This is a genomic window from Helicobacter sp. MIT 14-3879 (assembly GCF_003364125.1).
On sequence record NZ_NXLP01000065.1, the window covers coordinates 1 to 6,482 of the forward strand.

General features: G+C 35.0%; 7 protein-coding genes. 6 read left to right on the plus strand and 1 reads right to left on the minus strand.

What is annotated here, in order from left to right; all coding sequences use genetic code 11:
* Positions 1-156: 156 nt before the first annotated feature.
* From CQA44_RS10800 to fliY, 6 genes are all read left to right on the plus strand, one after another.
* Positions 157-1,167: a glycosyltransferase family 9 protein gene (locus CQA44_RS10800; RefSeq protein ID WP_115547244.1), complete on the plus strand. Its 1,011-nt coding sequence runs from the start codon at positions 157-159 to the stop codon at positions 1,165-1,167.
* Between the two features lie 180 nt (positions 1,168-1,347).
* Complete coding sequence (locus tag CQA44_RS10805) at positions 1,348-2,208, plus strand: P-loop NTPase (protein ID WP_115547245.1); 861 nt, start codon at positions 1,348-1,350, stop codon at positions 2,206-2,208.
* Between the two features lie 63 nt (positions 2,209-2,271).
* A complete protein-coding gene (locus CQA44_RS10810; RefSeq protein WP_115547246.1) occupies positions 2,272-2,583 on the plus strand; it encodes a hypothetical protein in 312 nt (103 codons plus the stop codon).
* Between the two features lie 24 nt (positions 2,584-2,607).
* Positions 2,608-3,345 (plus strand): RNA polymerase sigma factor FliA, encoded by a 738-nt coding sequence (locus tag CQA44_RS10815; protein WP_181881885.1) that lies wholly within the window; start codon positions 2,608-2,610, stop codon positions 3,343-3,345.
* Positions 3,338-4,411: a flagellar motor switch protein FliM gene (gene fliM, locus CQA44_RS10820; RefSeq protein ID WP_115547248.1), complete on the plus strand. Its 1,074-nt coding sequence runs from the start codon at positions 3,338-3,340 to the stop codon at positions 4,409-4,411. Before CQA44_RS10815 ends, fliM begins: the two co-directional genes overlap by 8 nt.
* Positions 4,404-5,243 carry a flagellar motor switch protein FliY gene (gene fliY / locus CQA44_RS10825; RefSeq protein ID WP_115547249.1) on the plus strand — a complete coding sequence of 280 codons (840 nt, stop codon included), beginning with the start codon at positions 4,404-4,406 and terminating at the stop codon, positions 5,241-5,243. The genes fliM and fliY overlap by 8 nt, the downstream gene beginning before the upstream one ends.
* Before the next feature lie 47 nt (positions 5,244-5,290).
* Here fliY and alr read toward each other — a convergent pair.
* A partial coding sequence (alr, locus tag CQA44_RS10830) for an alanine racemase (protein ID WP_115547250.1) occupies positions 5,291-6,482 on the minus strand: 1,192 nt, incomplete at its 5' end.

The following is a 6,482-nucleotide window of genomic DNA, read 5'->3' on the forward strand; positions in this document are numbered from 1 at the left end:
ATATAAAAGAATTATGAAAGCTAAAAGATTTATAGGATTAGAGAATTCAAAAAGAGTAAAAGAGAATCTGTGAATCTATCAACATAAAAGCTTGATTATTTAATATTGCTAGAAATTTTTGGTACACTATTTTTTTGATTCCATAATGAGGCAATTATGACTATTGGATTTTACAGGGCAGGATTAATTGGTGATAATGTAATTGCATTGCACGGAATCTATGCGATAAAATTCTTATATCCACAAAGCAAGTTGGTTGTTTATACCAATGTATTTGGAATCAACTTATATGGTCAATTTGATTTTATAGATAGCCTTATCAATATAGATTCTATGCAGGAACAACAATTAATAAGAGAGATAAATACAAGGACATTTGATTGTTTTCTTTTAACGCAACCAAATCGCGCAAAATGCAAAATGATTAGCCAAACAAATGCCAAGAGAATTATCACCTTTAGAACTTTGAGAAATTTTATCCAACCCAGATTCGAAACAGTCTTTATTTCACGCAATTTTAGCAATATTCCGCAATATCAAAGAATCCTCATGCTTGTGCGTAAAATCGATTCTAAGCACTATAAGAAAAACTTTCACCGTATAGACTTTTCAGCTATCAGACTTACTAGCAAAGAAACTAACCAAGCAAAAATTGCACAATTCCTAGCAGCACACAATATGGATAATATATCTACGCCCTTAATCATTGTTAATCCCTTCGTTCGCAGCACACACTGTAATCTTACTGTTAATGGTTATTGCACCCTCATTCGCACTTTGGCTTCCTCTTATCCGCAAGTTAATATTGTGATTCCAACTTATAAGAACAATATTGATATATCCCCTCATTTACAAAGCTTAGAGAATGTTGCTATTTTTTATAATGATTCTGATTTACTCAATATCGTAGCCCTTTTAGAATCTAGCTTCTTACTTATTAGTCCGAGCACAGGAATTAGCCATATCGCCAATAATCTCAAAATTCCTATTATTTGGCTTTGCAGCAAAATAGATAAAAATCTTTGGGTTGGAGATAATATGGATTCCGAATTATTTATTGTACTTGATAAACCTACACAAAAACTTACAAAAGAACAAGAAAGTTATTATATCAATGCAATTACGCAAAAATTCGCAACCATTCTTCATGCTCAAAATAGAATATAATCTCTTGTAATTTCAAAAGAACATGAAAACATGGGTTTGAAAATATTATAGATTCTAATTTCTATGGAATCAAAACGCAAAAGTCGCTAAATTTTGTTATTTTTTGCTAGAATCCATAGTCAGATAACTTTGCTTTGCTGAATCGTGTGGAGTTTAAGGATATTTAGGCGGGAAAATTTAATGATAGATAATCAAGCAAAGAAATTAGAGTCTATGATGCGCAATAAAACAAACACTAAATATGTGGCTATTACTTCAGGCAAAGGTGGTGTAGGAAAATCAACTATTAGCGCAAACTTGGCATATAAATTAAACAAGCTTGGATTTAAAGTGGGTGTATTTGACGCAGATATAGGACTAGCAAATTTGGACTTAATCTTTGGTATTAAAACTGACAAAAATATTTTAAATGTGCTTAAAGGTGAGGTTGGAATTGACGAGGTTATTTATGAGGTTGAACCCAATTTATATTTGATTCCGGGCGATAGTGGAGAGGAAATTCTTAAGTATGCAAGCAATAATCTTGTAGAAAATTTCATTCATGATAGCACCGTGCTAGATACATTGGATTTCTTGCTTATTGATACGGGGGCAGGTATTGGAGCACTCAATCAATCTACACTACAAGCAGCAGAACATATTATTGTTGTTACGATGCCAGATCCTTCTGCTATCACAGATGCCTATGCTACGATTAAGCTTAACGCACACACAAAAAAGCAAATTTTTATGATTATTAATATGTGCAAAAATCAAAAAGAAGCTTTAGCTGTTTTTGAACGAATAGAAAATATCACAAAGAAGCATATTCCCAGCCTCACATTACAATATCTTGGTGGCTTAGAAAATAATGTAGCAGTAAATAAAGCAACGAGAAATCGCGCACTTATTTCTAAGGTAGAACCTCTCAATCCGGTATCCATTAGCATTGGTGATATTGCAGCACTTTTAGCACATGACATCATGGATATGGAACACAATATGCTTTTAGAATCCAAAGGCTTCAAGAGTTTCTTTAAACGTATGTTGGGTTATTTATAATTACAGATTCTCTTAAGGATTTTGAATCTGGCTTAGATAGGTTAATTTTTACAAAGGATTGTTATGTTAAAACAAGATAACTATGTGAGCTTTGCGATTGTTGTAGGATTCTTTGTTGGTTTAATGTTTGGTGTTGCGAAGTTTGACGAACCAGAGCTTATGGTACTCTGGACAATCCTCTCTACAATGGGAATTTATCTTATCATTACGGTAGCTATTTCGATTTATTATCTTTTCATGGATTCTAACAATGCGAAAGTACATAAAGAAAAATTAGAAGAAAGCCTTGAACATTATCGTAAAGAATTTGATAGGAAAGAGCAGGAAGTGCAAAATATTCGCGCCTTCATTAAGAGCTTACGAAGCATTGACTGACAGATTCCAAGTGTTTAGAAGTGAATGAAAGGAAATCTCATGCAACAGGCATTAAATAACACTTTCAAAGGGCAAAGTAACTATGACCAATACCTCAAGAATTCTCAAGATGAGCTTGCCCTACAATATTTGCCTGCCGTTAAAGCTATGGCATTCCGACTAAAAGAAAGGTTGCCTAGTTCTATTGATATGAATGATCTTGTCTCTATTGGCACAGAAGAGCTTATCAAACTCGCAAGACGTTATGACGTCAATAAGAATAATTCTTTTTGGGGTTATGCAAAAACTCGAGTAAATGGGGCAATGCTTGATTATTTGCGTACACTTGATGTTCTCTCTCGTAGCTCACGTAAACTCATTAAAGCAATTGAAACAGAAATTTCGCGTTATTTTAACGAATTTGAGGAAGAACCAAGCAATGAATACCTCGCAAAAAAACTAGGTGAAGACTTAGATAAAATTAAACAAGCACGTCTAGCAAGCGATATTTATACCGTGATTCCACTAGATGAACAATTTAGTGCGTTAGAGGAAACAGATATGCTGAAATACTGTGAGCAAAAAGAGCTTATGGGGCTTATTCAAAAAGTTCTCTCTAAACTTTCTGAAAGAGAACAACTTATTATTCAGCTCTACTATTTAGAGGAATTAAGTTTAAATGAGATTAGTGAAATTTTAGACATCACAGAATCTAGAATTTCACAAATCTCAAAAGAAGTGATTAAAAAAATCCGCAGAGAAATAGGAGAAGCAAATGGCTAAGATTCTAAGTCAAGAGGAAATCGACTCCTTATTAAATGTTGTTGATGAAGACGGTGCAGTAGAAGATGCTGAACAGGCAGATATAGTTCCTGAAAAACAGATTGTCGTTTATGACTTCAGACGCCCCAATAGAGTAAGTCGCGAACAATTAAGAAGCTTCCGCTCCATTCATGATAAAATGGCAAGAAACCTTTCAAACCAAATTTCAGCCATTATGAGATCTATCGTTGAAATTCAACTACATAGTGTTGATCAAATGACCTATGGTGAATTCCTTATGAGTTTGCCAACCCCAACTAGTTTCAATGTTTTCTCTATGAAGCCTATGGACGGTGCAGGTGTTTTAGAAATTAACCCCAGCATAGCTTTCCCCATGATTGATAGACTTTTAGGCGGTAGGGGAGATCAATATGATGATACACGCGAATTTTCCAACATTGAATTAAATCTTTTGGACACTATTTTACGTCAAATTATGCAGAATCTTAAGGAATCTTGGGCTGCAGTAGCAGAGATTTTTCCAAGTATTGATGCCAAGGAATCAAGCCCCAATGTCGTGCAAATTGTTGCGCAAAATGAAGTGGTTGTTATGGTGGTTATGGAAATTGTCATTGGACATAGTAGTGGCATGATGAACATTTGTTATCCTGTTATTTCACTTGAAACAATTCTTAGTCGTTTGGCAAGCCGCGATTTGATGATGAGTGAAACAAGCGGCAAAAAATCAAGAAACCGCGAGTTGCAAGCTTTGATTGGTGGAGCAGATGTTCATATTGCAGCTATGCTAGGTGGTACACATTTAAGTTTAAAGGATATTTTAGAACTAAAAGTTGGGGATGTGATTATGCTAGATAGAGTTGCTGATGACACAGTACATGTTAGCGTAGATGGCAGAGAAAAATACCGTGCTAAAATCGGGTTGCAAAGATTCCGCAAAACTGTGCAAATTTTAGATGAAATCAAAACTGAAAAAGATCAAGTTAAAGAAATGATAGAAATGCTTGAAGCACAAAGAAAAAGTAAAGTAACCGACATCCAAGATGAAGAAGGATTTGGCAATGAATGATTTTATAGAACTCCTTATTCAAGAGATTGTAGCAACCATTGACGGTATGATGGGAAGAACTGCTGTCGTTACTCATAAACAAGATGGTGATGTGTTTAATGATCTGTTGCCCAAACCATTTGGTAAAGTAACAGTTGATGTTATGCTTGATAACTCAAGTGTAAGCTCTCTTGCTTTTATTATGCCCGAGAATCTTGCAACTGCATTGCCAGATTTAATGATGGGTGGAGAAGGTAATACAGGCAAAGAAATGATGGATGATGATGATAAAGATGGCTTAAAAGAAGTCTTCCAATCCATTACAGGCGCACTTGCTACTGCACTGGGAGGTCATGAAGAACTACCGCATTTTAACTTTAGCATTACATCTGTTGATAATATAGAATCAGACAATGAATTAAGTGACTATGAACAAGCAACACACTTTGATATACGTATAGATTCTGTTGATTCTCAACTTATTTTACTCACCAAAAAAGATTTATTATCTCATACCAAAAAAGAGTCAAAAGCCGCCCAATCATCACCATCTAGTGGCAATAAAGACGTAAGCCTAAGCGATAAAGAACTCAAAAATATTGCCATGCTGCTTGATATTGGCTTAAGTGTTAAAGTAAGAATTGGACAAAAACGAATGCTATTAAAAGATGTTATTTCTATGGATATAGGCAGCGTTGTAGAGCTTAATCAATTAGCTAGCGATCCGCTCGAGATTTTAGTCAATGATAAAATTATAGCTAAAGGTGAAGTGGTAGTTGTGGACGGAAACTTTGCAGTACAAATCACAGAAATAGGCACTAAGCGAGAGAGACTTGAAAGTATTAGAGGATAGATAAATTACACAAGTCTTATCTCATGCTAAGTCCTGTAAATTGACAATTATTTACACACTTCTTTTACTTTATAATCTTTAACAAAAACAGGATTCCCATTTCCCCAATATCCCAATGTTTCGGACAAAATAGTGCCTGTGCCTTTTTCCAACTCTGCTTGCGTAATTTCATTACCACATTGCTTACCAAAAAGCACCACTTCATCACCTGCTTTTATATCTGGATAATCCGTTACATCTACCATTAAAGTATTTTTTGTAACTCTTCCTACAACAGGAACTTTATGCCCTCTAATTAATACCTTACCTTGATTGCTTAAGGATTTGGCATAGCCATCATAATAACCCACAGGAATATTGGCAAGCTTTGAATCTCTTGTCAAGGTATAAGTGCCGTCATAGCTTACCTTACTATTTTTTGGGTATTCATTAATAACCGCCACTTGGGATTTCATGCTCATGATTTGTTGTATTGGCAGGCTTGAATCTCCTCCGCCATAACCATAAATAAGCTTACCGGGTCGTATCATATCCAACCGTGATTCTGGTACTTGCACTGCCGCATACGAAGCTGCAGCATGGAGAACAAGCTTTTTTCTGTCGAGTTTGGCTGTGGTGATTAAGAAATGTGTATCTTTCTTGAAAACTTCTAAAGCTTCTCTCACCTTATCCTTATCATCATAGGGAAAATGTGTCATAAGTCCTTCTATTTTTAAGTTTGGCAAAGCAACAAGCTTTAAGGCATTTTCTCTGCCTTTCTTTGTGCTTAAATCAATCCCATTCCTATCCATACCTCCTGAATTAAGCTTAATGTGAATAGGAAGTTTTTGCCCAATATTTTTTGCTAGTGAATCTAACTCTTTAGCTTGGTCTAAGTTCCCTATAACTTCTACAATATTATATTTTAAACCATCTTTTATCTCTCCCATTGTGGCAGTGCGTATTCTTAGAATCTCACCCTTATATTTCTCACGAACTACTCTTGCCTCTTCATTGCTTGTGATAGCTACACAGGGGATTTGCTCCTCTATGATAGTTGGTAAAACCTTACTTATTCCAGCTCCATAGGCATCAGATTTTAAAACCGCACATATTTTTGCTTTTCCTGCTATTTTTTTAGTAATTTCTAAATTCTTTTTGAAAGCTTTTATATCAACCTCCATAAAAGAGTTTGTATTACTTCTATTTACATTTGTGCTATCAGTAAGTATGGGGGAAGCAATCCCATAATTACCAATG

Coding starts and splice junctions, on each gene's coding strand:
- CQA44_RS10810 (WP_115547246.1), top strand. CDS start 2,272: ATGTTAAAACAAGATAACTATGTGAGCTTTGCGATTGTTGTAGGATTC.
- fliM (WP_115547248.1), top strand. CDS start 3,338: ATGGCTAAGATTCTAAGTCAAGAGGAAATCGACTCCTTATTAAATGTT.
- CQA44_RS10815 (WP_181881885.1), top strand. CDS start 2,608: ATGAAAGGAAATCTCATGCAACAGGCATTAAATAACACTTTCAAAGGG.
- fliY (WP_115547249.1), top strand. CDS start 4,404: ATGAATGATTTTATAGAACTCCTTATTCAAGAGATTGTAGCAACCATT.
- CQA44_RS10800 (WP_115547244.1), top strand. CDS start 157: ATGACTATTGGATTTTACAGGGCAGGATTAATTGGTGATAATGTAATT.
- CQA44_RS10805 (WP_115547245.1), top strand. CDS start 1,348: ATGATAGATAATCAAGCAAAGAAATTAGAGTCTATGATGCGCAATAAA.